Here is a 25,404-nt window from a genome sequence, read left to right on the forward strand (position 1 = left end):
ACCGTCGCCCGGGCCCACCAGCACGCCTCCGGAGCTCGAAATCGTCCACCGGACCGCACTCCACTTTGCCACCATCCTCATCTGGGCACGCAGATGAGCACGGAACAAGAACCTAGACCCGTTCCAGCGGGTGGTGAGGAAAGGACGGGGACTCGACCCGGATGGAATCGTCGGGACGGACAGTCCCTCCACGGCGAACCACAGCCATGACGCCACACTTGAAGACGAACTCGCCGGACAAGGGGTCCGTGTCGAAGACCTGCCCGAGCAACCCCTTGCGAAAGTCGTTGATCTTCGAGCACGGGTTCCGCAGTCCTGTCACTTCGAGCACCGCCTGCTCGCCGAAATGCGGCAGAGCACCGGTGGGCAGGCCCAACAGGTCCACCCCGCGCGTGGTGATGTTCTCGCCGAGCTGGCCCGCAGAGACCTTGAAGCCCTTGAGCGCGAGTTCACCGAAGAGTTCCTCGTGCATCAGGTGGACCTGGCGCAGGTTGGGCAGATCCGGCTCGTAGGTCATGCGGAACTGGTGGCGGATCGTCTCACCTGCGTGAACGTCTCCTTCCACGCCAAGCCCCGTGAGCAGCGTGATGGAGTCACGATTGGGCTTGCTGAACGAGTACGCCTCGTTACGGCTCACTGCGGCGACCTGCCCACGCATCACGCCCTCCACCTGTTGTCGTTCTGCGGCCGGTCGATCAGAGAGGTGGTGCAACCAGCCTTGCGAGGAAGGCATTCAGTGAGCGGACTCCTCGGTCGGATGCGTCAGGTCCGCACCCGACCCGCACCGGAGGCCGCCTGGTTCAGGCCGATGTACAGCTTCTCCGCGTCGATACGGGCCGTTTCCAAGCCGAGGAGCGTCTCGCGCACATCGTACTCGAGCTGGTCCTTTTCGCTGCGCAGTCTGCCGGCCTCTACGAGGTCGGAGACAAGGTCGCTGGCCTGCTCCAGCGCCTGCGGCAGCATCGTTGGCAAGCTGGGCGGGCGTCTTGTCAGTCATGGGTGCGGCTCCGTCATCGGGCTGGGCAGCCCAGTACGTCAGCGGCCGCTGACACCACGTCCCGCGCGGAGGGACACCGATCGGCAGGGTTCTGACAATTCAGGGCGGCGTCAACGGTCGGTGCGCGGCTCGACAGAGCGTGGTCGTCGGCCGTCCTCCCCGTTTCCCTTCGTGGCTCGGCACGATTCAAGGAGTGCTCCCGACGGCCCGTGTCAGGAGAAGCATGTCGATCATCGAGTCGATAGGTGCTCCCCTCCTCACCGTGGCAGCCACCCTCGGTGGAAGCCGGCTGGTCGCGACAAGGGTCACCGACCGCTGGGACCAGGTCAAGAAGCAGCACGAGAGGGGGCTCTCCGCCGCCCTGGACTTTCAGCGGCTGTACGGTGAGTTCGTCGCGATCTGGAAGACGTGGAACGCCCTGACAAGCCATCACACGCCCGTCACCACACCCGAGCACAGCGGCTGGAGCTGTCTCGAACGCCCGACCGACGCCGAAGGGGCGATCGACGCGCTCATGACCAAGCTGGCTGCCGAGCGTCTCTTGAACGAGGCCGAGGTCGACCTGCTCGGCGGTGTGCGCCAGGCGTTCAAGGTCGTCCGGCGGACCATCGAGCGAGGGGAACCGTGCTCCGTCCAGCCGCCCACGCCGCGACGGCAGGGGCGGACTTGCGTCTGGATGAGCACGGCCGCCTCGCCGCCGGTTCCCGCTGAGGCCTGGAGTATGACGGCCCCCGCGCCCGGCCCTCGCCGGTGCCGAGGTACACGCTGTCGTCCACGGCTACTCGTGACGGACGGCGAGGTGACCGGTCACGGCCCTGTCGCCTTGCAGAGCCGCCGGTCCCGCGATCACGGAGCTTGGAAACGGTGCCCGATGTCACGTGGGGAGGCCGCCTGCGGGGGCCAGTACGAAGGTGTGCCCGGCCGGATCCATGAACCGGCGCGCATCGGTGCGGCGGTCCGTCCTGGTCCCGTTCCTTTCGGCGTCCAGAGGCCGGGCTCCCAGCGAGATCGCGTCGCGTTCGGCCTCGTCGAGGGCCTCCGGAGCCACCACGATCCACACGTGGGACTGCTGGGAGTCGTCGGGCCGGGGCCAGCTGGGCAGGACGTGACCGGAGTCGTGGTGGACACCCAGGACGACTCCGTCCGCCCCGGAGATCAGCAGCAGGTCAGGGGGGCCGGAGCTCGGCTCGACGGTGGCACCGAGCAGCTCGGCGTAGAAGCGGGCCAGAGGTTCGGGATCGGTGCTGTCGAGCACGAGGACTGCGGTCTTGGTAGCGGTCATGGTGAGCGTGTGCCCGCTCAAGTGCCTTTCAGACAGGGCATGTTCGGTGGAACGCTGTTCTTGCGCGACCTGGCCTGGCGCCTCCGAGGTGACAGGTCCACGGTGAGGTGGCGTGACGCGTCCGCTGCCCGCTCGTCGCCGAGGTAGGTGTCTGCGTCATGGGCTACTTCGACGCCGTGTCGGGGTGAGTCACGATGCTGCGCTCGGCGACGGGCCGCATGTACGGTCGTACGGCGCTTCCGCGCACACAGCGCTCGTCGCCCTCGAGCGGTCACCGGACATGATCAGCACCCGATCATGAAGGTTCGAGAAGCCAAACACGCAACGAGCTTCTTACTCCGGGCATTTGACGCCCACTTCCCGTCGTAGCGTGTCCGCCTTCACCGAAACCGGTGAGGGGGTGGAACCACACCTTTACGGTATGCGTCTGCGTACACCTGACCATGCACGCCCGTTGGTACGCGCTCCACGACACAGAATGGGAAACCTATGTCCCGTCCCGTGCCCGCATACCGATCCCGGCGGCCGCTGCGCACCGCGGCGGCCGCCGTGCTGACCGCTCTCGCGCTGACCGCCACGGGAGGCTTCACCGCCACGTCGACGGCCTCTGAACCGGCGCACGCAGGGGCCGCCGGCACGTCGACCCTGGTGAAGACCGCGCAGAACGTGACCGACCCCGGCCGGGTCCCGGTGGACCACGGCTCGACCGTCAACTGGACGGTCAGTTAATCCAACGACGCTCCCGGGGCCCCGGCTCCCGCCGTCATCACCGACCCCATCGCCGGCGCCGGAACCGCCCAGACGTACGTCCCCGGCTCGCTGAAGGTGCCGCCGGGTTGGACCGCGGCCTGGTCCTCCGACGGTACGACCTTCACCGGCAGCGACCCGGGCACCGCGACCCGCGCCGTGCGCGCGAGCCATCCCGCGGCCCGCCCCGGCGGAACCGCGCACGCCAACGACCTCCTGCCGCCGGTGCGCCCCACCGCCCAGTCCACCGGCGGCGACGGCTTCACCCCGGTGCTGCACCGCACCGACAGCGGCGATGTCGAGGCGTGGAACATGTACCACCACACCGGTCCCGCCGCGCCGCAGGCCGTGTGCAGCAACCTGTCGACCGGCCAGCCCTGTGCGGGCGGCCCGTGGCCTCGCCCCCTCAACACCCCCCGGGCCCCTCGGCTCCGGCAGCACCGGCAACATCAGCAGCACCCTGACACCCCAGTACGTGCTCGACCCTGGCCGGCCCGGCGTGCTCTACTACCCGGCGGTGACCGCGGCCGCCCTCGGCGTCGGCTGTCTGGACCTCGGCGCCCGCGCCAACTGCGGCTTCTTTGCCCTGCGGGCCACCGGCGGCACCCCGTCCAGCGCCAACGGCATGGCCGGTCTCGTCGCCGAGGACGGCAAGCTGTACGGCGCCGCCAGCACCGGCCAGGTGCTCTGCCTGGAGATCACCGACCGCACGCCCTGCGCCGGACAGCCCTACGCGCCCGTCGTGCGGCCCAACCACGACCTTCCCGGTGCGACCGGCTCGCTCTACCTCGGCGGCATGACCACGGCCGGCGGCAAGGTCTTCGTCTCCTCATCGCCCCAGACCAGCGGCTCCACCTCGCGGCAGCGCCCGCCCTGGGCTGCTTCGACCCGGCCACGGCCACGGTCTGTGCCGGGTGGGACACGACGCACCCGGCCGGCCCCAGCGCCGCCCACTACTCGTACAACGCGTTCACCTCCTACACCGCTTCCGGCGCGGCCAACGGCGTGTGCACCGCGACCACCAACGGCGGATCGCCGCTGACCACGTGCTAGGGGGTCGACGGCTCACCGCTCGCCGCATCGGCCACCGGGCTCGGCACGGTGGGCAACGGCGTCCTCGTCTTCAACCCCGAGGTCGTCACCACCGCCACCGACACCCGCAGCTACTTCCCCGTCTGGGGCGGGCCCGTCCCCGGCGCGACCCTGTGCTACAGCTGGACCACGGCCCAGCCGTGCGCCGGGTTCCCGGCCACCGCCACCCATCCGGGCGTGGGCGGCGGCGCGACCCGTGACTACGGCTACACCTACGACGCCACCACCCGCTGCCTGATCGCCCTCGGCGACGCGGGCATCCTCTTCTCCGTCGATCCCGGTACGGGAGCCACGCCGCGCGTGCACAGCGGTGCGGCCGTCACCCTGAAGCCGTCCGACTTCTACTGCGACGGCTCCTCCGGCCACGTCCAGGGATACACCGAGGCGCGACTCGAAGCCATCGACCTCGCCGCGTCGACCTCGCCGCGTCGACCGTCGCGGTCACCGACCCCGACGGAACCGTCCTCGCCGCGCCCGCCCTCACACCCGCCGGCACCGTCGACCTCAGCGGCATCGCCGCCGCCGACCATCCGTCCATCACCGTCACCGTCCAGCTCGTCCTGAACAGCACGGCTGACTTCTCCGCCACCAACCACCCGGTTCTGGTGGCGAGTTACGAGGGGGACGCCCCCCCAGGTCTGCGTGCGTACGGTCGTCGAGGCGGACTGCGCGGTCACCCAGGTCTCCGACACCGCGACCGCGACCGACGGGTCCGGCTCCCTGACCTCCAACACCGTCGAGCTCGCCGTCGCACCCGGCGCGCACTGCAAGCCCGAGGTGACGGTCAACAAGGAGATCTGCACCGTCTCGAACCCGCACGCGTGCGGACCGGGCGGCGCGGGGCCCTGGGCCAAGAAGAGCCCCGTGGGCCTGCTGCAACTGCTCGGCACCGCCTACTGGCGGATCACCGTGACCAACACCGGCCCCGTCGAAGCGACCGGAGTGACGGTCAACGACCCCACCACCCACGGCTGCCAGGCGGCGGCGGGAACCTTCGACCTCGCGGTCGGCGCCAGCCGACAGGTCTACTGCGACTCGTTCCTGCTGGCCCTGCCTCTCAAGAACACGGCGTCAGCCACCTTCTCCGGACTCAACGAACCCCCCGGCACTCCCCCGACCACCAGCGCGCCGTCCTCGGCCATCGCCTGCTCCCTGCTCTGCATCCTCACGAAGGAGTCCTGAACCCGAGTTCCCGAACCCGGTCCCGCCCCGTGCGGCCACGCCCTTGGGAGGGCGTGGCCGCACGGCCACTGCCGGTCGAGGCGCCAGGGGCAGTACCGGCCGGTGTCGATCTCCGCGATCCGCGCGACACGTAGCGATCAAAAGAGATCAATCAGCGGGCGGATCTGGACGGTATACAACATGTGAATGTTCATCAGATCACTTGTGAATAGCATGAGTTGACGAGTCCGGCAAAGAATTCCGGTCAGTTCTCTCCGAGAGGCACAGCCCATGGCATTCACGATCGACCGGCCCCACAGACGCGGCAGGGCACCGCGCCGCTTATGGCGCGGGACAGTCGCGGCGCTGGCCGCGCTGCTCGGCTCTGCCGGCGCGGTGCTCCCCGCCGGGCCGGCGCACGCGGCCGGACCGGGGCAGCTGGTCTACATCACCAACGCCGGTGCGGGGTCGGTGAGCGTCGTCGACCCGACGACCGGATCGACGACGGCCACCATCGACGTAGGCAGCGCACCCACGGGCGTGACGCTCACGCCGGACGGCTCCCAGGCATGGGTGGCGAACAGCGCCGGCGACTCGGTCTCCGTCATCGACACCGCGACCAACTCCGTCGCCGCCACCGTCGCAGTGGGGCGAACGCCCCAGTCGGTGGTCATCTCTCCGGACGGGGCGCGGGCGTACGTGGTACACACCGACAGCCCCAGCGGGGTCGACGTGATCGACACCTCCTCCCTCGTGGTCACCACCACCATCGCGGCCGGCAGTTCCCCGGACGGTCTGGACCTGTCCCCGGACGGCGGCAGGCTCTACGTCGGGAACTTCTCCAGCAGCACGGTGTCGGTGATCGACACCGCGACCAACACCGTCAGCGCCACCGTCCCCGTGGGGAACGCGGCCGGGCTGGCGGTCAGCCCCGACGGCGCTCACGTCTATGTCGCCGACTACAACGAGAACCGCCTCTCGGTGATCGACACCGCCACCGCCACCGTCAGGGCGACCGTTCCCGTCGGCAGCCTGCCGCAGAGCGTGGCGGTCGCACCGGACGGAGGACTCGTCTACGTCGCCAACCGGGGAGGCAACTCCGTCTCCGTCGTGGACACGGCGACCCACACCGTCGTCGCCACGGTCCCGACCGGCGCGGGGACCAGCGGCGTGCTGGCCGACCCCGACGGCACCCGTGTCTACGCCACCAACACCTTCGTCAACACCATGTCGGTGATCGACACCGCGACCCTCACGGTCACCGCCACCGTCCCCACCGGTTCCCGCCCCAGGGGCCTGGCGATGAGCAGGGCCGTCCCGCCCTCCGTCACCGCCATCGCCCCCGACCGCGGCCCGAGCTCGGGCGGCACCACCGTCACCCTGACCGGCAGCCGCCTGACCGGCACCACCGCCGTCACGTTCGACGGCACCCCCGCCAGCGGCGTCACCGTGGTCGACGACACCACGGTCACCGCGACCGCTCCCGCCCACACGGCCGGTACCGTCGGCGTCTCGCTGACCGCCAGGGGCCGGACCGTCACCGCCGGGACCTATACCTACCAGCGGTACGCGCCCACGATCACCGCCGTCACCCCCGCCAGGGGTCCAGCCTCCGGCGGCACCGCCGTGACCATCACCGGCACCGGCTTCACCGGCGCGACCGCCGTCGCCTTCGGCGCCGTCCCGGCCGCCTCGTTCACCGTCCGCAGCGACACCGAGATCACCGCGACCTCCCCGGCCGCCACCACCGCCGGACCGGCCGATGTCACCGTCACCACCCCTGCCGGGGCCGGCACCACCAGCCCGGCCGACCGCTACACCTACACCCGGGACACCACGAGACTGACCGCCGCTCCCCTGCTGTTCTCCCTGCCCCCCGGCCAGCTGAACATCAACCTCAACCTGTCGGCCACCCTCACCGACACCACCACCGGCAGACCCATCAGCGGCGCCACCGTGAAGTTCACCGTCGGAACGACCACCGTGTGCAGCGCCACCACCAACGCAGCAGGCGTCGCGACCTGTGCCGGCCTCTGCCCCGTCGTCGCCGTCCTCCTCCACCTCGGCTACACCGCCACCTACAACGGCACCCCCGCCCTCGAACCGGCCACCGCCACCGCCGGGCTCATCCGCGCCAGTTGACCGATCCACGTCGGGCGGCGCCGGGTTCCCGGCGCCGCCCGACGTGCAGCTCGGGGAACCGCCCTTGGAGACAGGCACGCTCGCCGTCGTCCATGAAGACGTACTTCCTCCGGCCGATCCCTGATCCGGGGCGTCAGCCCTGGCAGATGCCGCGCGTGTAGTCGTACGTGGCGGTCGCCTGCGAGTACTTCCACTGCGGGGCGAGGAGCCCGTCCGCCAGCTGGCGGACGGCGGCGTGGCTCTCGATCACGTACCCGAAGTCCTGCAGCCAGAAGGGGTTGGCTTCGCTCATGAAGGCGGGTTCTGGCTCAAGTTCTGTGGTGCCGTCACGCCGAGTGATCCGTCCGCCCTCGAATATTCGAGGCGACGGAGCACTGGGGCTCGTATGATCCCTGGCGGGATGGGGCTCGTAGCGCAGTGGCTGTCGTGCCTTCACCGCATGTGGGAGGACGCCGGTTCGAATCCGGTCGGCCCATCCTGCTTGTTCTCCGGTAGCTTCCCACGACATTCAGAAGCACCCCAGCCGTTACTCAGAGTGGTCAGTCACAGAAGTTGTGCCGGAGCGCCGTTCTCATGGACAAAGCCAACCAGGAGCCTCGCCGCCGTGGACGGCTGCGAAGCCACTGTCCGCGGACGGTGGCGGCACCTCGTTCTTGCCTGCCGATCCCTGCTGCAGAGCTGAGTTGGACGGCCAGGCCGAGGCCCGGTTCGCGGCCGTTCCCGCAGCCCGGGCCAGCGCTGCCCGAAGCAGTGTCACCCGTTGGGGTCACGGCTGCTGTGGTGCCTGCACCGACGTCTGCCGCGGGCTTCGATGTAGCCGGGCTCGTGAACGCCCGGCCGCGCGATGGAGGACGCCCCCGCGCCCTTTCGCCGAGGACCGGCCAGAAGCATCACCCCGCACGCCACCTGCTGACCCACCGCACCAAGGCGTCCACCGCCGTGGGCCGGTGCGGCGCGGAACAGCGACCCCGATGCCCCAGGCCGCCCTGGCCCTGACCGAAGACCGCCGCCGCAGCACCGGCGAGTCCCACCAAGCCCTCCACTCACTCCTCACGGACGCTGGCCAGCCCCGCTGCTCGCCATCCGGAACAGGGACAGCTGGAGGCCCCGGTCTTCCTCGCCTGCTGCAAGATCGGCAGCCTCTCCGCGCACCCCCTGGGCATCGTCCAGGTGCGTCCGGATGAAGACCGGCTCACCCTTCGGCTCCTCGACAAGCCGTACATCGTCCACCACTGGGCCGAGTTCCTCCTTCCCCGACTAACCGGCGAGGAGAGCGACCACCCGCAGGACCGCGTCTCGGGGGTAGCCGGCCTCCGCTACCGTCGCGAGAGCGGCGGCATCAGCCTTCACCACCCCGGCATGCTGACCCGCATCCTGCTCACCGGGAAGCTGGTCGTACGGATCGCGGACGCCGGCCTAGTGTCCGGAGTCGGAGATTCGTCGGCAGTAAGCGGCGACCTTGTCGACGATCTCGTCGGCAGCCCTTCGTCCAGACGAAGGGCCGGGGGGTGTCGTTCCAGTCGGCGAGCCAGGTGCGGATGTCGTGTTCGAGGGCCTGGACGGACCGGTGGACGCCCCGGCGGAGCTTCTTCGTGGTGAGTTCGGCGAACCACCGCTCGACCAGGTTCAGCCACGACGAACCGGTCGGGGTGAAGTGCAGGTGGAACCGCGGATGAGTGGCCAGCCACTTCTTGACCGCCGGAACCTTGTGGGTCACGTAGTTGTCCAGGATCAGGTGAACCTCGAGATCGGCCGGCACCTCCTTGTCGAGCTTGGCCAGGAACTTCTTGAACTCCACCGCGCGGTGGCGGCGGTGGAGCGATCCGATGACCTTGCCGGTCGCGGTGTCCAGTGCCGCGAAGCGGGTGGTGGTGCCCGAGCGCGCGTAGTCGTGACTGCGGCGTTCGGGCACCCCGGGCAGCACCGGCTGGGACCGGTCCAGGGCCTGGATCTGCGACTTCTCGTCCACGCACAGCACCAGGGCACGCTCCGGCGGATCGAGATACAGGCCGACCACGTCACGGACCTTGTCGATGAACAGCGGGTCCTTGGACAGCAGAGACGTCTCCGCCCGGTGCGGCTGGAGGGCGAACGCCCGCCAGATCCGGGAGATCGCCGACTGCGACATCCCGGTCGCCGCGGCCATCGACCGTGTCGACCAGTGGGTCGCGTCCTTCGGCGTCTCCTCCAGCGTCTTGACGATGACCCGCTCGACGTCCGCGTCGGTGATCTTCCGGGGAACACCGGGCCGCGGTTCGTCGCACAGCCCGTCCAGCCGGCGTTCCAGGAAGCGCCGTCGCCAGGCACGGACGGTGTCCGTGGTGATGCCCAGACGCCGGGCGACCTCCGCGATCGCGTGACCGTCCGCGCTCTCCAGGACGATCCGCGACCGCAACGCCAACGACTGGGCACTCGAACGACGACGCACCCACGACTGCAACATCACCCGCTCGGCATCGGACAACACCACCGGCGGGATCTTCGGTCCAGGACGACTCACACCAGACCAACGACGAATCTCCGACTCAGGACACTAGCCCTGCTCGACGTCGGGGAAGACCTGCTCGGCGAGCCCGCGACGGGCCTGCTCCTGCCGTACGACGGCGGCGGCCAAGGCCGGGGCCTCCTGGCGGAGCGGGGCGACCCCGCGGTGAGCTTCGAGGGCGCGGTGGTGGCCGGCCGAGGCGGTCTCCCTCGTTTTCACCGGCCCGGCCGGAACGGCCTGCTGCGGGGCCGGGTCGTCGGCGGCGGCGGCTGGTGACGTTACCGTGGTAACGCGAGCAGTGGGCGCCAGGACGTGGACGACCCTGATGTTCGCGTCGGGCACCGTCTCGTTGGCCGCCGTGATCAGCTTCGATGTGATCCAGCGGACCTTCGTGCCGTACGCGGGGCATCGGGGGAGGCGACGTCCAGGCGACCGGACTCCTCGTCGAATGCCACGGCCTTCACGTGCCCGACGAGTTCGGGCGCGGCCGTGGTGAGGATGGTCTCCCCCTGGGCCAGGATGCTGCCGCCGACGGCCGGGGCGACCAGGCCGCGCTCGGTCATCATCAGACCGATCGCCGTGCCGAACGCGACCACGGCGCGGGCCGGAGCGGCCTGGACATCGCCTGCAGCACTCCTCAGTAGGAGTATCGGGACGGCGGGTAAACCACACCCTCCAGGACGACACCACTGATCCCCTGCGCAGTGGCGCTGTTTGACTCAGGGGTGAGCTGTGATTCCCACGCGGCCCAGCTCTCCGCCATCTCCTGGTCGGCCGGCCGCGTCCCCGCCGGCCGCTCTCGGGGCTGCGGGTGAGCAACGGCCCCAGCTGTGCACGAGTCGACACCGTCGCCTTGTTTACGGTGGCGGCCCTTTGTTGCGGTGCCGCTGTTTCCGCGCAGTGTTCCTTGCGTGGACAAGTCCTTCAGCCGGGCTACGACGCTGGCGACATCGATGCCGAGCTGCGCTGCGAGCACGTGCAGATCCACTCCTTGGGTCCAGCCGTTGCTGAGAGCGGCGTCCAGGTCTTTGGGCCACTCGGCTTGAGAGTCCTCTTCGGAAGCCGTCGGGGCATTGAACAGGGCGCCCGCAACAGCCTGGGCCCTGTGCTTGCCCACCTCGCGTCGGGCCGTCCTGACCTCACGTTCATCCAGGCCCAGCAGATCGGCAACGGACCTGTCCCGGCCCACTGTGACAGCGAAGGCCGCGAGCGAGCGGCTGCGGTGGATCTGTGCTTCACGTAGGGCCGCTTCCGCCAATCTGACCCGTTCATCATGAAAGCAGAATTCTTCCGCCAGAACCTTGTGGCAATTCCAGGACTGCTGTGGATCCATGCCCGAAACAACGTTTCTTCTATTGGAACGTCCTGGTCAGCAGCAGATCTTCACTCGAAGGTGGTGCTCTTGGTCACGCCGGACAGGCTGGCCTTGAGCCTGATCCTGGCCAGCCGCGGTCAGCTTCCTGCTGTACTCGTAGGCGGTCTGGGATCGGGCACACCGACAACGTCCTCAACGACCGCCTGGAAGACCTCGGTGGGCGGCCTGCCACTCGGGGCGGGCTGTCCCGTATCCGCCCAAGCGACCAACGTTGAGAACGGCATGAACCACCACGTCGACGCCGAGCCGGTGATCGGCGTCTACCCCGACGAACCCTGCCTCACCCTGCTGCTCGGGCCCGCGTCCGACCGTTCTCCCGCGCAGATGAGGGAGTTGAGCTTGGCATGGGCTACGACGCCACCAGGCCGGCCACCTACCCGGACGAGCCCCGCCTCGCTCTGCTCACCCAAGCCGAGGCCCACGAGACGATCGAGCTGCTCCAACTCCTGGAGCAGTTTGGCCCCGGCGGAGGCGGCCCGGCGGCCGGTCAGCTCGCCGCCGACCTCGCCCGCCGCCTGCCCGCCCCGTAACTGTTCCGGTACGGCGTGGACCGGGGCGCCGGCGGTCCAGCTGGGCGTGAGGGCGAGGCCCTCACGGGAAGGACGATCCGGCCGGTCGCAGCCCCGCCGGGGACGGCGGCGGTCAGGTGGCGGCGCTGGACGGACTGCTGAACATACGCCTCGGGATCAACCTCGCCGTCCAGGAGGTGGGCGAGCGCCAGGAGCAGGGTGTGCCATGTGCGGTTCCGGGCCCTGTCGCGTCATGTCCCGTCGGGGTCGGTGGGTGTCAGGGGCCGGGCCTGGGCGATGAGGAGGGCGACGTCGTCGTGGTCGTCCGGGTGTCGCAGGGCTTGCAGGAGCCACTGGCAGAGGTCCTGCAGGGGGCGGTGTGGTGCGTCGAGGCTGTTGAGCAGGGTGTCCAGGCGTTCGTCGATGGGGTGGTGGCGGGTTTCGACGAGGCCGTCGGTGTACAGCACGAGCCGGTCGCCGGGGCCCAGGTCGAAGGCGGTGGTGAGGAACGGCACCCCGCCCACTCCCAGGGGCGCGCCGGTGGGCAGGTCGAGGAGTTCGGGGGGCCGTCCCGCACGGACCACGGCGGGCGGGAGGTGGCCGGCGTTGGCGATGTCGCACCGGCGCCGGTGGGGGTCGTAGACGGCGTAGAGGCAGGTGGCGATGTAGTGCTCGAGCCCGCTGGTGATCTTGTCTAGGTGGCGCAGCACCTCGTGGGGGGCGAGGTCGAGGTCGGCGTAGGCACAGGTGGCGGTCCGTAGCCGTCCCATGGCGGCGGCCGCGTCGATGCCGCTGCCCATCACGTCGCCGACCACCAGGGCCGTACGGTCTCCGCTCAGGGGGATGACGTCGTACCAGTCGCCTCCCACTTCGCTGGACGCCTGTGCCGGCTGGTAGTGCGACGCCACGTCCAGGCCGGCGAGGTGCGGGTGGCGGCCGGGCAGCAGGCTGCGTTGCAGGGTCTCGGCGGAGTTGCGCACGCTCTGGTACCAGCGGGCGTTGTCGATGGCGACTGCGGCGCGGGCGGCCAGTTCGCCGGCGAGGATCACGTCGTCATCGTCGAAGGGGAGGGGGTTGCGGGTGCGCATCAGGTCGAAGGCGCCGAGGACTTCATGGTGGGCGATCAGCGGCACCGCGAGGTAGGAGTGCACCCCGGCGCGGGCGAAGGCGTTGGCGGCTTCCGGGTCGCGGGCGATGCGCAGCAGGTCCTCGGGTCCGGTGCGGGCGACGACGACGGGCTGGCCGGTGTGGACGCACTGGGTGATGAGCCGGTCGGCGCCGTAGGCGGCGAGATTTCCGACCGTGTCCGCCGCGGTGAGGGCCTCGGTGGGGTAGGCGGAGGCGACAGCGAGCGCCTTGAACAGCTCCGGCCCGTCACGGGGGCCGGTGGTGCGGCGGAAGGCGAGGACGGCGTCGAGGACGTCGACGGCCGCGAGGTCGGCCAGCTCCGGTACGGCGACCTCGGCCAGCTCCTGAGCGGTCCGTTCCACCTCCAGGGTGGTTCCCACCCGGGCGGAGGCTTCCGCGATCAGCGACAGGCGGCGCCGGGCCCGGTCCGCCTCCAGGGTGGCCCGGTGACGCTCGGTGACGTCGACGACCGAATTCGCCACACCGAGCACCCGCCCGCCCGCTCCTTCCAGCCGGTAGTACGACACCGACCAGGCACGATCATGATGCGGATCGGCCCGGGTGCGGCCGACGATGTACTGGTCGATCAGCGGCGTACCGGTGAGCAGGACCTGCCGCAACGCCGATTCGACCGTGTCAATGCCCTCGAACGGATGGATGTCCCTGGGGCGACGGCCGATGTGATCGGCGGCGGGAACGCCGTTGATGCGCTCCAGGGCTGGATTGACCATCGAGTAGCGCAGGTCGGTGTCGAGGAACGCGACGCCGATGGGCGCCTGGAAGACCAGCCGGTCCGAGAGCGCCAGCCGGGCCTCGACCCCCTCCAAAGTGACCCGGTCAGCGGCGATGCCCAGGGCGTAGACATCGCCGAGATCGTCCGTCAGCCGCATGTTGCGGAACTCCACCAGCCGCGTGCTGCCGTCCTTGTGCCGGATGGGGAACGCCCCCGCCCAGCTCGCTCCGGTGCGCATCACCTCGGCGAACAGCCGGGTCACCACATCGCTGTGCTCCTCGTGGACCAGCAGCCGGGCCGCGTAGCGGCCCAGCGCCTCCTCGGCGGTGTAGCCGAAGACGTCGTTGGCCTGCGGGCTCCAGAACACGATGCGTCCGCCGCTGTCCAGCACGACTGCGGACACGCTCAGCAGGTCGAGGAGGCCGCCCGGTGGCAGCGGCCCGGCCTCACGGACCTGCTGGTCCGTCCCATCGGATTCTTCCGGTCTCATCACCCGGCTCCCTCTATGGCGGTACCCGAGGACTGGCCCCTCCATGGTGCCCTCGCTGCCGGGAGACCCACGAGCCGAAGACTGGAATCCGGCGCGACACCGGGCCCGTGCCGGCTTCACCGTCTGGAAAGATCACCCGAATGGCCCGTTCCGCTATAGCGGGTGAGGTCGTTGGGGAGTCTGGAATTCCGAAACTGATCACAACCGACTACGGCTCACCCGAATCATTACGCCGCCCCGAACAGCCCAGGACCGCCCCGCCGCAACGGAACGGTAAACATCTGCGGCCGCCGCGGCTACAGGAGGAATGGAATGCGCTCCCTGCTGGAGAGCTTCTTTGACACGATGGACGAGCTGCAGGGCGATTTTCGCCGTCGGCTGGGTGACATCGAGCGGAAAGCCTCGTCCGCACCGGTAATGAGCGCCCTGCCGGAGGGAGGACGTGTTCCGCAGTCGGACAGGTTCGACGAGATCCGCGACCCGCTCGGGCTGGGTCTCCTGTGGGCCGACACCCGCAGGCCGGCCGAGAGCACAGAACGCGAGAAGAAACCATTCACCAGCCCGCCTTTTTCCTCCATCGCTGGCGAGCCGCGACGCGCAGAAACGTTCCTCCCGTGACCACGCGCCCCGCAGGACAGCACGTCGCAGCTGTTGCGCGTGAGCGTTGATCATGCAGGAACGTATCTGTGACTCCCGCTTCGGCATGGCTCACCGAAGCGGGACCCCGATCCCCTCCGTGGCTGGGGGAACGGGTACACCGGCGGCTGTCGCTGCCCGGCACGCACTTGGGCGCGGCAGCCGCCACCCCGAACGCCACTATGGCCCGCCCTCCTCAGCGCGAAAGCAGAAAACATGAAGAAGCTCATCGCGACCGCCCTGTTCACCGGCGCCTTCGCCCTGGGCACGGCCACATACGCCCCAGCGGCACTGACAGGTTCCACCTCCCAGCCGCCCCCGGCCGACCACATGCCCCACGGAGCGCACGATCTCCCGGGCGAAGGCCCCGGCGCCGAGGTGGCGGACGGTAAGCAGGGCGGCCAGGAAGGGCGGTCGTAGCGGTAACGTCCTACGGAGCCATGTCCGGGCAGTAGACCTTGATCGCGGCTTGTTGCACGGTCTCGGCCTCAGCCTGGGTCAGCGAGTGATCCTCCTCCACGAGTTCAGCAGCTGCTATACCGGGGTCGGTCTGCAGCATCCCCAGGTTGTCGCGACAGACCAGGTGGCCACGCTTCACCAGGATCGGTCAACCCACCGCCTTGCGCGTATCTCACGCCCAACAGCTACCGAAGCCATGGTGTCGCTGTCAGGCGAAAAGCTCCGACATCACCCGATCAAGTTCCTTACGTTGTTGGTGGGTTGTTTCTGGTCACTCGTAGGATCGGGAGACCCCAGGGGCACTGGGTGTGGCTGTCAAGCTCATGCCGCAGGAGTGGCTTCAGTAGCACCATAGGAAGGGGCCCTCAGGTACCCGCCTGAGGGCCTCGTCCTGTCCGGCTCCGTTGTCGTCGGGTCAGCAGAAGCCGGGCCTTCTCTGTACGGGGCGGATACCGGCGGCGCAGGGCGGTGGCCCGGACCTCTGCCCAGACAATGCCGGCCGCCGGGTCGCGGTGCGTGGCGACGTACAGGGTCCAGTCGGCGTCGCCGATCGTGAACCAACCTCCGGCCCACGAGGTTCGGTGGTCTTCGGCTTGAATCCGGCGAACGGGCTGCCGATGAAGCGTATGGCCACTGCGGTGTCTTCCTCCGGCGAGACTTTCCCACTCACCGCCTGGGAGTAGTCCGGTACCGGCAGGACAGCACCGGAGGCCGACAGCTTTCTGCGCGTCACCGCCGGCTGACGGTGGCAGGCGCGGCGGCTCCGGTGGGCGTGCGTCCGCTCCGGGCGCGGTCGACCCCGCCCCGTCGGCCCGGCCCGGTCTGGGGCGCTCGGGCAGTGAGCGCTGCCCCCTCTCCTGTCCGTCAAGGCATTCCTCCGGCCGGTCCGAGGCTGTGTCGTGGGGTGAAATCTGACCTTCCCCACGGAAAGGCACCACCTCCATGGCCCGCCAAGCCGACCGCCAGTCCCCGGATCCTGACCGCACCCACCAGCAGGCCGCGGCGCGAGTCCCGTTTGCCCCGTCCGACTCGCTGGACATCCAGCGCACCGCCGGGAACACGGCCCTGATCCAGCTCCTGCGCCAGGCCGGGCATGCCTGGGCGCAGGAGCAGCACCAGCACTCGGCCGGCTGCGGCCACCAGACAGGCGAGCGGGCCGCGGTGCAGCGGTCCGCCGTCCACGGCGTGCTGCGCACCTCCGGCCGCCCCCTCGACGACGCCATCCGCACCGACATGGAGTCCCGGCTGGGCGCGGACTTCTCTGACGTCCGGGTCCACGACGACAGCGCGGCCAAGGCCTCCGCGGCCGAGGTCGGTGCCCGCGCCTACACCTCCGGCAACCATGTCGTCATCGGCGCCGGCGGCGGCGACAAACACACCCTCGCCCACGAGCTGACCCACATCATCCAGCAGCGCCAGGGCCCGGTCGCCGGTACCGACAACGGCGCCGGGCTCAAGGTCTCCGACCCCTCCGACCGCTACGAGCGCGAGGCGGAGGCCAACGCCACCCGCGTGATGAGCGGTCCGGCCCCTACGGTGGTCGCCCGCGCCCTCGCCGACGACCGGGGGCGACGGACCGGGTCCGGGGAGGTCGAGGTCCAGCGGGTGATCGGGCAGAACAACAGCACGGCCGGAGTCGATCACGCGCAGGGGGAACACGTTTTCAATGACGTCTCGACCCTGGCCACCGAGTTCAAAGCCGCTTGCAGGACGAATGGCGGGGCACTCGCTCGACGGCTCAACCCGACACAGGGCGACGGGATGAACCAGGACGACGCGACGGTGACGTTCATGCGCCTCCGGGTGCAGGCAGCGGCAACCGCGGCGAATCAGCTCACCCCTGACCTGATCGCCACTCTGAACACCCGCCGACGCCACGCGCTCTACGGGACCGTGCCCTCAGGAAACGGCGATGACGACAACGCCGAACTCTTCGGCCGGTACAAGCAGGAAATCCTGGCTCTGGCGAACAGCTGTCACCCTGACAACATCTTCCAGGAGAACCTCGGTCTCAGGTCCGTGACCGACCTTCGCACCGCTCTCGCCAACACGATCGTCGACCGTGTCGCGCTCACGTACCTCAGGACGCGACACGGGGAGAATTCCGTTGATGCCTGGTTCACTCCCGCAATGCAGGACATGAACACAGCCTTCGGACACATCTTCACCGCGCTCGACAATCTGCTCCAGATCAAGAACCGGCTCATCAACGGGGAGTAGCGCGAACCGGAAGGCTGGAGATTGCTGGCTCGATTCGGGCGGCCGGGTGGTTCGAGGCTTTGGAGGAGCAGGTCATGCCCGCCGAGGTACTGCCCCGGTACCGGCGGGTGTACCGGGTTGTGAAGGGCGAGCAGCGGCAGTTCAAGCGGAATCAGTGGTGGACCTCGCGGAAGTCGATCGTCGATCAGGACAAGCACGAGGTGATGCGGCAGCGGCGGGAAGCCGAGCGGGCCGAGCGGGCGGCCCGGAATCAAGAGCGGGAGGAGGCTGCGAAGCGGCGCCGGAAAAAGCTGGAGGAGCAGGAACGGGCCCGGAAGGCCGAGGAGGCTGAGCGCCTGCGGCTGGAACGGGAGGAGGAACACCGCGCCTACATGGAACAGATGCGGCGCCGGTGGGCGGAGGAGGGCACACTCCGGGAGCAGGAGCGGTTGGAGCGCGAAGCGCGTCTGGCGCGCGAGCAGGCTGAGCGCGAGGAGAAGGAGCGTCAGGACCTGGCAACGGCGAGGGCGTGGTGGGGCAGGCTGTCATCGGAGCAGATCTCGGAGCTGTTCGCCGCCGTCGCCGAGTACGCGAGGCGGGCCTCGGGGCTGCGAGTGGAAATTCCGGAAAAGCCGGCGATGTGTACGCCGTACGCTCGTGACGTCCCTATCTACGTGCAGGGCAGGCGACGGACGCTGTTACTGCGTCGTGTGACCCTGTCCCGACCTGATCGCTTCCTGCCCCGACGTCGCGAAAGAGCTGCTCCTGGCCCGCAGTGCCCAGGAAGCACGCGAACTCGCCGACGCCCTTCCCACCGGTCGGATCGTGCAGCTCGATCCGGCGGAACACGAACAGCCCACCATGTGTTGAACGCCCATTGATACCGAAGAGCGAAGTGGATCGAGGTGCAGTTCGGCACCTCGCCGGCCTGGGCGGTCGACGTCCCGCTCTATCGCACCGCTGACATCGACGCGCTCGTCGACACGCACCCCGAGGCCGACTGGGGAGCTGCGCCAGGTCGAGAAGGGCCAGTGCTCTCCGCGCTCCACGCTGATCCCGACAGAGTAGGGGCCAGGCAGGTGAAGAGGCGGCCGCCCTGGAGATCCGGATGGCCGCCTCCTCTTGGTACGCCGGGCGGGTTACTGAGGTTTTCAGGTTGTCGTCGGGTGGTGACGGTTCATGATCCCTGCGGTATGCCGGTGAGGTGAGATATCCGGAGGGTGGGGGCCTGACTGCTGAGCGTCGGGCATTTCGTGAGGGGATCCGGCTCCAGGCCGGCGTGCGGTTCGCGGCAGGTGAGAAGACCGCGGTGATCGCGAAAGAACTGCGGGTGAGCGTGCGGTCGGTGGAACGGTGGCGCCGTGCCTGGCGCGAGGGAGGCACGGAGGCCTTGCGCTCCGCCGGTCCGGCGAACTCCCCGACCATCACCGGCGCCCAGTTCGCCGTGCTCGAGGAAGAGCTCGGGAAAGGGCCGTCGGCGCACGGCTTCGACGACGAGCGCTGGACTCTGGCCCGGGTCCAGGTCGTGATTCGCCGGCGGCTGCGGGTGAGTGTGTCGGTGGCGACGGTGTGGCGGCTGCTGAAACGGCACGGCTGGTCCTGGCAGACGCCCGCCCGACGGGCACTGGAGCGTGACGAGCACGCGGTGGAGCTGTGGAAGAAGGAGGTGTGGCCGCGGGTAAAAGGCTCGCGGCCAAGTCCGGGGCCTGGGTCGTCTTCGAGGACGAAGCCGGATTCTCCATGACCCCGCCGGTGGCCCGCACCTGGGGCCGACGCGGACACGCCCCCGTCATCCGTGTGCGCGGCCGCTCCCGCCGCCGGACCTCCATCGCCGCCCTGTGCTGCTACAAACCCGGCGAGAAGAGCCGTCTCATCCACCGGCCCCGCACGCATCTTCTTCTCAAGGGTGCCCGCAGGAGCTTCTCCTGGAAGGACTACCGCGACCTGCTGGTCCGCGCGCACATCCAGCTCGGCGGTCCGATCGTGGTGGTCTGGGACAACCTCAACACCCACCTGGCCGCCGGGCTGAAACAGTACGAGGCCGAGCACGGCCGGCTCACCACCGTCCGCCTCCCGCCCTACGCGCCCGACCTGAACCCCATCGAGGCCGTCTGGTCGCTCGTGCGCAGAGCGATGGCCAACACCGCCTTCGACACACCCGACGACCTCGACCGCATACTCCGCCGGGAGTTACGCAGGATCCAGCTCCGGCCCCGCCTGATCGACGGCTGCCTCACTGCCACCGGCCTGGCCCTCAATCCACCGACTCCACCCTGAAAACCTCAGTAGGCAGGGGAAGGCAGTCAGGACGGGGTGGTCGATGTGGTGGTGCTCGAGCTCGATGCCGTACCGGCCACCCCACGCCTTCCAGACCAGGTGCCCGACCGACTCGGCAACCGCCACACACTCCTGTACCTGCCTGGCACGCAGTCGTGAGCCAGATCAGACGGCCCACCGGCATCTCGACGGCCAGGGCGCGCAGTTCGACGGCGGTCCGAGACAAAGGCGTGGGCGCCGTCGTGACGGAAGCCGATCGAGCGGATGACAGCGGCGACGGGACCGGCCCCATCCAGGAGTGCGGTCTGCGTGTCTTCATCCTCCCCAGGGCTGGGGGCCTATGGAAGGTGTTGCCCGTTGCAATGGGTGAACTGGCAACGGGCAACGAGACGCGCCGTATCGGGAGTGGGTGCGACCGGAGCCGCACCGACCGCTCACGGCCGGCACCTGGCGATCGGGAAGCGTCGGTCAGGAGGCGTCGCCGGTGTAGTAGAAGCGGCAGGCGACTCCCGGGCCCGGCGGCTTGCGCGGCTCGCCCGGGCGCGGGTCGTACAACGCACCGCCGCCGGGCCACTTACTGATCGTTTCAGAATGAGGTTCGGAGTCGTCGCAAGCAGATGATGCTGCAGGCGAGTGGGAGCAGACCGAGGTGGAGGTCGGCGCGTATCTCGTAGCGGATGCGGAGGCGTTTGAACGGGTGGAGCCAGGCGAAGGTCCGCTCCACGACCCACCTGGTCTTGCCGAGGCCGGAGCCGTGCGGGGCGCCTCGGCGGGCGATCTTGGGTGTGATGCCGCGGGCCCGCAGGATGCGCCGGTGCTTGTCGTAGTCGTAGCCGCGGTCGGCGAACAGTCGGCCCGGCCGGTGCCGCGGCCGTCCGCGAAGTCCTCGGATGCGGGGGATCGCGTCCAGCAGCGGCGTCAGCTGGGTGACATCGTGCCTGTTTCCGCCGGTCAGGGTGATGGCGAGGGGGGGTGCCGTGCCGGTCGACGATCAGGTGGTGCTTGCTGCCCGGCCGCGCGCGGTCGACCGGCGAAGGTCCGGTGTGATCCCCCCTTGCAGGGCCCGGACGTGCGAGGCGTCGATCGCGGCGTCGTCCATGTCCAGCAGACCTGCCTTGCGCAGTTCGGCCAGGAGGACCTCGTGCAGGCGGGGCCGGAGGCCGGCCTCGGTCCAGTCCCGCAGGCGCCGCCAGGCCGTCACTCCGCTGCAGCCGGTCCGCTCGGCGGGCACGTCTCTCCGGCTCACGTTCTTGCGCAGCACGTAAACGATGCCCCGAAGGGCCGCGCGGTCGTCCGCCGGCAGACGCCCCGGATACCGATGCCGCCGCGGCGGGCGGGGTGGCAGCAGTGGAGCGATGCGTTCCCACAGGTCATCAGGCACAAGATCATCCGACACCCGCATCACTCTGCCGCCACCAGCCCCGGTCGCCAAGCCCTCACGCCGAACTCATTCTGAAACGATCGGTTAGGGATCCCGTACTGCTCCGAGCTGTCGATCCTCGCTTGGACGGGCGTCGCATGCTTCGCGCACTTCGTCTACAACCCGCTCGTGGCGATGCTCCTCGGTGGGCTCTTCGCGTTGTCGTTCATCGGGGGGCGGGCTCCGTCGCAGGGCAAGGCACTCGGTTCGCTGCAGTGCCCACGGTGCGCTGGGCGGAGTGCTCGACACGTCCATGGCCGGGTTCTGAGCCGGAAACACCTGGCTAGGAAGCTCTACGTCGTCGCACTGAATCTGGCCAGTGCCCAGATGGCGACGAGGTCGAGGACCATCACGATGATCGACCACATCGGGTAGTACGGAATGAACATGAACTGAGTGACGAGGCTCACCGCGCCCACCGCCACACCGGCGCCTTTGGCCCAGCTCTGGCCGAGCAGCACCCCCAGACCCGCAGCGATCAGCGCGAGCCCGATGACCACGTGCATCCAGCCCCAGGCTGTCACGTTGAAACGGTAGGCGTACCCGGGTGCCCTGAAGATGGCGTCCTGTGCGATGCTGGCGGCGCCCATGAGAATGCTGAGCGTCCCGCTCAACTCCAGAGCCACACCCGCGAAGAGGTGCGGGCCGATCATCCACTGGCTGTCGTGGGGCTGCGTCGTGCCCTTCCGTGCCCCACCGGACATCTCCGCCATGGTCTCCACCTTCCTGAACAGCGCGGAAACCCCCACGCACCATGGGGTGGGGGCAGCCGCCTCTGACAGCCACAGTCTCGCCTCGCCTTGTTCGCACCGCGACCGCAAGAGGCCATCCGAGTGAAGCCCCTGCCCCGGGACGGTCCTACGGCGGGGCGGGGCCGGTTGGTGCGGAGCCGGGTCGGTAGGCAACGGGTTCGCGGCTGAGAGGGCAGGTTACGCAGCGGCCGCCCGCCGCGGCCTCGGCCGAGTTCGGCGCCGACGACCTCGACGACCTCGACGCCCGCCTTGCGAAGCAGGGTATTGGTCTGCGTGCTGCGGTCGTGAGTGAAGGCGACACCGGGCTCCACGCCGATGGCGTTGTCGCCGCTGTCCCCCTTGCCGGTGGTCGAAGGCGTACACGTTGCCGCCCGGGCCATGGCACTCGGCCCGCGTCGGTGACCCGTCGTCAACCTGATCCCCCGGAAGACCTTCACCCGGTACGTCGATACCTGACCGGCTGACTTCGGACGCCCGGCCCTGGGCCCATGGCCTGCACGTCCCACGGCGAGAGGCCGTAGCCGGGTTGCCGTGGAGGACCCGTCCCACCGGCTCGGCTACCGTCTGCGATCGAATCCCCCGCTCGTCACTCTGTGTGAGGTACCCCATGTCTGTACCGAGCGACGTCGCCTCCCCCTTCGCCATCCGGCTCCTCGACGCGTTCGCCGTGCGCTGCGCCGGCCGGGCCGTCGCCGTGCCGCCGAGCGGGCAGCGGCTCGTCGCCTATCTCGCGCTGCGGATCGGCGCCGGCCGGACGGTGGCCGCGGGCGCGCTGTGGCCCGAAGCCTCCGAGGAGAAGTCGCAGGCCAGCCTGCGGACCGCCGTGTGGCGGGTGAACCGGGCGGCGCCCGGCCTGGTGGTCACGCGGGGGACGCACGTCTCCCTCGCGCCCGACGCGGTCGTCGACAACCGGGAGTTCACCGCCCGCGTCCGACGGATACTGCGACCGTCCATGGACGCCCAGCCGCCCCCGGTGGACGACGACGGCTACGCCTGGTTGCTCCGGGGCGGGGAGCTGCTGCCGGGATGGTACGACGATTGGGTGCTGCTCGAGCAGGAGCACACCCTGCAGCTCCGGCTGCACGCGCTGGAGGCGGCGGCCCGTCGCATGGCCGTGCACGGCAGGTACGCGGGGGCCCTGGAGCTCGCCTTCGAGGCCGTCCGCCTGGAGCCGCTGCGGGAGAGCGCCAGCAGCGCGGTCATCGCCGTGCACCTGTCCGAGGGGAACGCCGTCGACGCGGTGCGGCACTACGAGTGGTTCCGCAGACTCCTCGACGCGGAACTGGGCCTGCAGCCCTCCGCGCAGCTCACGGCGCTGGCCCGGGGCCAGGTCGTCCCGCCGCGCGGCCCCACCGGTGATCGATCGGTGACGCCGTGGTGACACGCACCGGATAAGTCATGGGCAACAGATGACCTGGCGGAGGGAAAACCGATGGCGGTGCAATTGTCCTACCCCGGCGTGTACGTGGAAGAGCTGCCCAGCGGCGTGCGCACGATCACCGGTGTCCCCACCTCGATCACGGCCTTCGTCGGCCGTGCCCTGCGCGGCCCCCTCCACAAACCCGTCACGCTGACGTCCTTCGCCGACTTCGAGCGCGCCTTCGGCGGCCTCTGGTCGGAGAGCCATCTGGGCTACTCCGTGCGGGACTTCTTCCAGCAGGGCGGAGGTGTCGCCCTCGTCGTACGGGTCCACTCCCCCGAGTCCAACGACACCGCCGCCATCAGTCTCGGGACCGGCCAGAAGAGACTCAAGCTCAACGCGGCCTCACCCGGTGCCTGGGGCGCGAAGCTGAAGGTCACCCTGGACGACGACGTCCGGCTGAACGACGACGGCACCAAGGACCCGGCACTCTTCAACCTGACCGCCCTCGACACGGCGACCGGGTTCAAGGAGGTCTTCCGCAACGTCTCCATCGCGCCCGCCGCCGCCCGCCGGGTGGACATCGTACTCGCGGCCGAATCGCAGCTCGTCAGGGTGGAGTTGCCGCTCCCGACCCAACCGCAGGGCGCCTCCCCCGTGGAGGCCACCGCCACCGGAGGGAAGGACGGCGGGGCGATCGGGGCCGCGGACATCGCCACAGGCACCAACTTCCAGACGGACAAGAAGGGCATCTACGCACTGGAGTACGCCGACCTGTTCAACCTGCTCGTCATCCCGCCCTACTCGGGAACCGGTGAACTGGGCGACCGTGACGTGGACCCCGCGGTCGTCACCGCCGCCATCGCCTACGCCCAGCCGCGGCGTGCGGTCGTCGTGCTCGACCCGCCCCAGGGATGGGCGACGGTGGGGCAGGTCGCCTCCTCCACCGGCGCGTCCGCGTTCACCAGCAGCAAGAACGCCGCCGTCTACTTCCCCCGGGTCAAGCAGCCCGATCCCCTGCGGGACGGCCAGGTGATGACCTTCGCTCCCTCCGGAGCCATCGCCGGCGCGATCGCCCGGACCGACGCCGAACGAGGCGTATGGAAAGCCCCGGCAGGGCTCGACGCCACGCTGTCCGCGGTCACCGAGCTGGCCCTGCCGCTGACCGACGGGGAGATCGGGCAGCTCAATCCCCTGGCCGTGAACTGCCTCCGCCTGGCACCCGGGACCGGACACGTCGTCTGGGGAGCCCGCACCCGCAACGGCTCCGACCGGAACGCCTCGGAATGGAAGTACCTGCCGGTGCGGCGCACCGCCCTCTTCATCGAGGAGAGCCTGTACCGCGGCATCCAGTGGGCCGTCTTCGAACCGAACGACGAGCCGTTGTGGGCCCAGCTCCGCCTGAACATCGGCGCGTTCCTCAACAACCTCTTCCGGCAGGGCGCCTTCCAGGGCAGGACCCCACGCGAGGCGTACTTCGTCAAGTGCGACGCGACGACCACCACCCAGAACGACATCGACCTCGGCGTCGTCAACATCCTCGTCGGCTTCGCCCCGCTCAAGCCCGCCGAGTTCGTCGTCCTCCGGCTGCAGCAGATCGCCGGCCAGATCCCCGCCTAGGAGCCGAACCCATGGCACAGTTCAGCGTCAACGCCCAGCGCTTCGATCCGTACAAGAACTTCAAGTTCCGTGTGAAGTGGGACGGCCGCTACGTAGCCGGCGTGAGCAAGGTGAGCGCCCTCAAGCGCACCACCGAGGTCGTCGAGCACCGCGACGGCGCCGACCCCTCCACCGCGCGCAAGTCGCCGGGCCGGACCAAGTACGAGGCCATCACCCTCACCCGTGGCGTCACCCACGACGTCGAGTTCGAGCGGTGGGCCAACAAGGTCTGGAACTTCGGATCCGGACTCGGCGCCGAGGTCTCCCTCAAGGACTTCCGCAAGGACCTGATCATCGAGCTGTACAACGAGGCGGGCCAGCTCGTCCTCGCGTACAAGGTCTTCCGCGCCTGGGTCTCCGAGTTCCAGTCCCTCCCCGAACTCGACTCCAACGCCAACGCCGTGGCCATCCAGACCCTGAAGCTCGAACACGAGGGCTGGGAGCGCGACGTGGACGTGGTCGAGCCGCAAGAGCCGTCGTTCGTCGAGCCGTAGGGCAGGA

At 69.5% G+C, this 25,404-nt stretch carries 25 protein-coding genes, 1 tRNA gene and 3 pseudogenes; 15 read left to right on the forward strand and 14 right to left on the reverse strand.

Annotated features, from left to right (window positions below; translation table 11 throughout):
- Positions 1-112: 112 nt before the first annotated feature.
- From GGE06_RS37620 to GGE06_RS37630, 3 genes are all read right to left on the reverse strand, one after another.
- Positions 113-658 carry an MOSC domain-containing protein gene (locus GGE06_RS37620; protein ID WP_184932976.1) on the reverse strand — a complete coding sequence of 182 codons (546 nt, stop codon included), beginning with the start codon at positions 656-658 and terminating at the stop codon, positions 113-115.
- A 104-nt stretch (positions 659-762) separates the two neighbouring features.
- Positions 763-963, reverse strand: coding sequence for a hypothetical protein (locus tag GGE06_RS37625; protein WP_116164990.1), 201 nt, complete (start codon positions 961-963; stop codon positions 763-765).
- 908 nt (positions 964-1,871) lie between these two features.
- Complete coding sequence (locus GGE06_RS37630; protein ID WP_116165814.1) at positions 1,872-2,279, reverse strand: VOC family protein; 408 nt, start codon at positions 2,277-2,279, stop codon at positions 1,872-1,874.
- Positions 2,280-2,780: 501 nt separating this feature from the next.
- Here GGE06_RS37630 and GGE06_RS42145 point away from each other — a divergent pair.
- From GGE06_RS42145 to GGE06_RS37640, 5 genes are all read left to right on the forward strand, one after another.
- Positions 2,781-3,008, forward strand: coding sequence for a hypothetical protein (locus GGE06_RS42145; protein ID WP_220378574.1), 228 nt, complete (start codon positions 2,781-2,783; stop codon positions 3,006-3,008).
- Between the two features lie 493 nt (positions 3,009-3,501).
- Positions 3,502-4,068 (forward strand): hypothetical protein, encoded by a 567-nt coding sequence (locus GGE06_RS42150; RefSeq protein ID WP_221518972.1) that lies wholly within the window; start codon positions 3,502-3,504, stop codon positions 4,066-4,068.
- 59 nt (positions 4,069-4,127) lie between these two features.
- Positions 4,128-4,682 carry a hypothetical protein gene (locus GGE06_RS42155; RefSeq protein ID WP_221518973.1) on the forward strand — a complete coding sequence of 185 codons (555 nt, stop codon included), beginning with the start codon at positions 4,128-4,130 and terminating at the stop codon, positions 4,680-4,682.
- A 78-nt stretch (positions 4,683-4,760) separates the two neighbouring features.
- Positions 4,761-5,300: a DUF7617 domain-containing protein gene (locus GGE06_RS42160; RefSeq protein ID WP_221518974.1), complete on the forward strand. Its 540-nt coding sequence runs from the start codon at positions 4,761-4,763 to the stop codon at positions 5,298-5,300.
- A gap of 270 nt (positions 5,301-5,570) precedes the next feature.
- Positions 5,571-7,421: an IPT/TIG domain-containing protein gene (locus GGE06_RS37640; protein ID WP_116164988.1), complete on the forward strand. Its 1,851-nt coding sequence runs from the start codon at positions 5,571-5,573 to the stop codon at positions 7,419-7,421.
- 133 nt (positions 7,422-7,554) lie between these two features.
- Here the strand turns inward: GGE06_RS37640 and GGE06_RS37645 are convergent, their stop codons facing one another.
- On the reverse strand, positions 7,555-7,713 hold the full coding sequence (locus GGE06_RS37645) for a hypothetical protein (protein WP_181924814.1): 159 nt from the start codon (positions 7,711-7,713) through the stop codon (positions 7,555-7,557).
- Between the two features lie 111 nt (positions 7,714-7,824).
- Between GGE06_RS37645 and GGE06_RS37650 the strand changes: the two genes are divergently transcribed.
- A tRNA-Ala gene (locus GGE06_RS37650) sits at positions 7,825-7,896 on the forward strand.
- A 941-nt stretch (positions 7,897-8,837) separates the two neighbouring features.
- Here GGE06_RS37650 and GGE06_RS37655 read toward each other — a convergent pair.
- The 4 genes and pseudogenes from GGE06_RS37655 to GGE06_RS37670 all read right to left on the reverse strand — a co-directional run bounded on the left by GGE06_RS37655 (position 8,838) and on the right by GGE06_RS37670 (position 11,239).
- Positions 8,838-9,864: pseudogene (locus tag GGE06_RS37655) on the reverse strand (IS630 family transposase).
- Positions 9,865-9,954: 90 nt separating this feature from the next.
- A complete protein-coding gene (locus GGE06_RS37660) occupies positions 9,955-10,248 on the reverse strand; it encodes a hypothetical protein (RefSeq protein WP_184932922.1) in 294 nt (97 codons plus the stop codon).
- A 20-nt stretch (positions 10,249-10,268) separates the two neighbouring features.
- Entirely contained in the window at positions 10,269-10,502 is a 234-nt protein-coding gene (locus GGE06_RS37665; protein WP_184932923.1) for a hypothetical protein, read from the reverse strand.
- Positions 10,503-10,543: 41 nt separating this feature from the next.
- Positions 10,544-11,239: a hypothetical protein gene (locus GGE06_RS37670; protein ID WP_184932924.1), complete on the reverse strand. Its 696-nt coding sequence runs from the start codon at positions 11,237-11,239 to the stop codon at positions 10,544-10,546.
- 386 nt (positions 11,240-11,625) lie between these two features.
- On the opposite strand from GGE06_RS37670, the gene GGE06_RS37675 reads away from it, so the two are divergent.
- A complete protein-coding gene (locus GGE06_RS37675; RefSeq protein WP_184932925.1) occupies positions 11,626-11,811 on the forward strand; it encodes a hypothetical protein in 186 nt (61 codons plus the stop codon).
- A 230-nt stretch (positions 11,812-12,041) separates the two neighbouring features.
- On the opposite strand, the gene GGE06_RS37680 is transcribed toward GGE06_RS37675, so the two are convergent.
- Positions 12,042-14,141 carry a SpoIIE family protein phosphatase gene (locus GGE06_RS37680; protein ID WP_184932926.1) on the reverse strand — a complete coding sequence of 700 codons (2,100 nt, stop codon included), beginning with the start codon at positions 14,139-14,141 and terminating at the stop codon, positions 12,042-12,044.
- A 312-nt stretch (positions 14,142-14,453) separates the two neighbouring features.
- On the opposite strand from GGE06_RS37680, the gene GGE06_RS37685 reads away from it, so the two are divergent.
- Positions 14,454-14,759, forward strand: coding sequence for a hypothetical protein (locus GGE06_RS37685; protein ID WP_116164972.1), 306 nt, complete (start codon positions 14,454-14,456; stop codon positions 14,757-14,759).
- Positions 14,760-14,993: 234 nt separating this feature from the next.
- Positions 14,994-15,197, forward strand: coding sequence for a hypothetical protein (locus tag GGE06_RS37690; protein ID WP_116164970.1), 204 nt, complete (start codon positions 14,994-14,996; stop codon positions 15,195-15,197).
- A 10-nt stretch (positions 15,198-15,207) separates the two neighbouring features.
- Here the strand turns inward: GGE06_RS37690 and GGE06_RS42165 are convergent, their stop codons facing one another.
- Positions 15,208-15,375 (reverse strand): DUF732 domain-containing protein, encoded by a 168-nt coding sequence (locus GGE06_RS42165; protein ID WP_220378569.1) that lies wholly within the window; start codon positions 15,373-15,375, stop codon positions 15,208-15,210.
- Between the two features lie 803 nt (positions 15,376-16,178).
- Here GGE06_RS42165 and GGE06_RS37695 point away from each other — a divergent pair.
- The 3 genes from GGE06_RS37695 (at position 16,179) to GGE06_RS44270 (ending at position 19,712) form a co-directional block, all read left to right on the forward strand.
- Positions 16,179-17,456, forward strand: a complete 1,278-nt coding sequence (locus GGE06_RS37695) for an eCIS core domain-containing protein (RefSeq protein WP_116164968.1) — start codon at positions 16,179-16,181, stop codon at positions 17,454-17,456.
- Between the two features lie 74 nt (positions 17,457-17,530).
- Positions 17,531-18,316: a hypothetical protein gene (locus GGE06_RS37700; RefSeq protein WP_116164966.1), complete on the forward strand. Its 786-nt coding sequence runs from the start codon at positions 17,531-17,533 to the stop codon at positions 18,314-18,316.
- Positions 18,317-18,639: 323 nt separating this feature from the next.
- Positions 18,640-19,712, forward strand: a protein-coding gene (locus tag GGE06_RS44270) for an IS630 family transposase (RefSeq protein ID WP_446696917.1) whose coding sequence is annotated in 2 segments (ribosomal slippage) — positions 18,640-19,086 and positions 19,089-19,712 — 1,071 coding nt in all. Because the reading frame shifts where the segments join, the coding sequence is not laid out codon by codon here.
- Positions 19,713-20,298: 586 nt separating this feature from the next.
- Here GGE06_RS44270 and GGE06_RS44150 read toward each other — a convergent pair.
- The 4 genes and pseudogenes from GGE06_RS44150 to GGE06_RS43095 all read right to left on the reverse strand — a co-directional run.
- Positions 20,299-20,685: pseudogene (locus GGE06_RS44150) on the reverse strand (IS5 family transposase); the annotation flags it as partial.
- Positions 20,686-20,703: 18 nt separating this feature from the next.
- Positions 20,704-21,114: a transposase gene (locus tag GGE06_RS44155; RefSeq protein WP_376773639.1), complete on the reverse strand. Its 411-nt coding sequence runs from the start codon at positions 21,112-21,114 to the stop codon at positions 20,704-20,706.
- Positions 21,115-21,425: 311 nt separating this feature from the next.
- Positions 21,426-21,845, reverse strand: a complete 420-nt coding sequence (locus GGE06_RS37720) for a DUF7144 family membrane protein (RefSeq protein ID WP_246532999.1) — start codon at positions 21,843-21,845, stop codon at positions 21,426-21,428.
- Positions 21,846-21,990: 145 nt separating this feature from the next.
- Positions 21,991-22,256, reverse strand: a pseudogene (locus GGE06_RS43095) (arginine deiminase family protein); the annotation flags it as partial.
- A 235-nt stretch (positions 22,257-22,491) separates the two neighbouring features.
- On the opposite strand from GGE06_RS43095, the gene GGE06_RS37730 reads away from it, so the two are divergent.
- The 3 genes from GGE06_RS37730 to GGE06_RS37740 are packed head-to-tail and all read left to right on the forward strand — an operon-like array spanning position 22,492 to position 25,397.
- Positions 22,492-23,265, forward strand: coding sequence for an AfsR/SARP family transcriptional regulator (locus GGE06_RS37730; protein WP_184932928.1), 774 nt, complete (start codon positions 22,492-22,494; stop codon positions 23,263-23,265).
- A 51-nt stretch (positions 23,266-23,316) separates the two neighbouring features.
- Positions 23,317-24,864: a phage tail sheath family protein gene (locus GGE06_RS37735; RefSeq protein ID WP_116164959.1), complete on the forward strand. Its 1,548-nt coding sequence runs from the start codon at positions 23,317-23,319 to the stop codon at positions 24,862-24,864.
- A gap of 11 nt (positions 24,865-24,875) precedes the next feature.
- Positions 24,876-25,397, forward strand: coding sequence for a phage tail protein (locus tag GGE06_RS37740; protein WP_116164957.1), 522 nt, complete (start codon positions 24,876-24,878; stop codon positions 25,395-25,397).
- Positions 25,398-25,404 lie beyond the last annotated feature (7 nt).

It is taken from the genome of Streptomyces nymphaeiformis, from assembly GCF_014203895.1.
GTDB classification, from domain to species: domain Bacteria; phylum Actinomycetota; class Actinomycetes; order Streptomycetales; family Streptomycetaceae; genus Streptomyces; species Streptomyces nymphaeiformis.